Origin of the sequence: Streptomyces sp. YGL11-2 (assembly GCF_050054615.1) — a bacterium.
Classification (GTDB): domain Bacteria; phylum Actinomycetota; class Actinomycetes; order Streptomycetales; family Streptomycetaceae; genus Streptomyces.
Genome location: NZ_JBNHIN010000001.1, coordinates 267,477 through 268,610, shown reverse-complemented (window position 1 = coordinate 268,610; position 1,134 = coordinate 267,477). Strand labels below are relative to the sequence as shown.

Below are 1,134 nucleotides of genomic sequence, written 5' to 3'. Positions count from 1 at the left end.
CGCCCCTCACGTCACCTGCCGCACACGTCAGTTGGGACGCCGGCCGGCGCCGCGGTGTCAGTTGTGACCGAACTTCCGCTGGTGCTTGCGTGCGACGTCCGCCGGGCTGCCCTGAGCCTGCGAGTGGGAGATGGCCTCGATGGTCGACTTCTCCGACTGCTGCTGGCCGCGTTCGGCCTGGCTCTCCTTGGGCTGCTTCCGGTCCTTCTTGTTTTTGGCCATGATCGTGCCTCCTGAGGGGGATCCTGGGATCGGCCGGAATCAGACTTACACGCCGGACACATCCCTGCATTTCGGGCAATTACCCTGCGTAATAGCGACAGTTACGTGCCGTACGCGGAATCACCGCCGAATCCGCCACGCCGAAGATCGAGTTCGCGCAGATAACCCCCGTTTGGTCGGGCAGACTCGAAGGAAGCCGAAGAGCACTCGTGCCACGGGCCGAGCCGGGGGGCGACCGGACTTCAGCACCTCAGGGAAGAGGGTGGAACGTGGACCGCTGCGTCGTCCTGGTGGACGCCGGGTATTTGCTCGGTGCCGCCGCCAGCCTGCTCGCCGGAGAACCCGCCCGTTCCCGGATCACCGTCGACCACGCCGCCCTCATCCAGGGCCTGCGCCAGCGCGCCGAGGCGGACACCGAACGGCCGCTGCTGCGCATCTACTGGTTCGACGGCGCCCCCGACCGCGTCCCGCAGCCCGAGCACCGCCGGCTGCGGGTGATGCCGCGGGTCACCGTCCGGCTGGGCGCCCTGACCCGCAGCGACGGGCGCTGGGCGCAGAAGGGCGTGGACGCCGCCATGCACGCCGAGCTGACCGAACTCGCCCGCAACCGCGCCTGCTCCGACATCGTGCTGGTCACCGGCGACGGTGATCTGCTGCCCGGGCTGATGTCCGCCAAGGAGCACGGCGTCGCCGTCCACCTCTGGGCCGTCCAGGCCGCCGACGGGGACTACAACCAGTCGGAGGACCTGGTCGCCGAGGCCGACGAGCGGCGCGTACTGGACCGGACCTGGATCACCCGCGCGGTGCGCCCCAAGGAACTCGGCGGCCCGTGCGCCCCGCCGCCCGCCCCGCGCCCCGAGATCGCCGCGATCCTCTCCGCCCCGCTGCCCGAGTCCGCGGTGGCCGCGGCGG

The 1,134-nt window shown here is 70.9% G+C and carries 2 protein-coding genes; one reads left to right on the top strand and one right to left on the bottom strand.

The window, feature by feature from the left end; translation table 11 throughout:
• Positions 1-57: 57 nt before the first annotated feature.
• Positions 58-222, bottom strand: coding sequence for a hypothetical protein (locus ACO1BR_RS01240; protein ID WP_426793129.1), 165 nt, complete (start codon positions 220-222; stop codon positions 58-60).
• 269 nt (positions 223-491) lie between these two features.
• Here ACO1BR_RS01240 and ACO1BR_RS01235 point away from each other — a divergent pair.
• On the top strand, positions 492-1,134 hold a 643-nt coding region (locus ACO1BR_RS01235), incomplete at its 3' end, for an NYN domain-containing protein (RefSeq protein WP_426793128.1).

What these genes read in the sequence shown, in the direction of transcription:
- ACO1BR_RS01240 (WP_426793129.1), bottom strand. Translation starts at nt 222, where the DNA reads ATGGCCAAAAACAAGAAGGACCGGAAGCAGCCCAAGGAGAGCCAGGCC.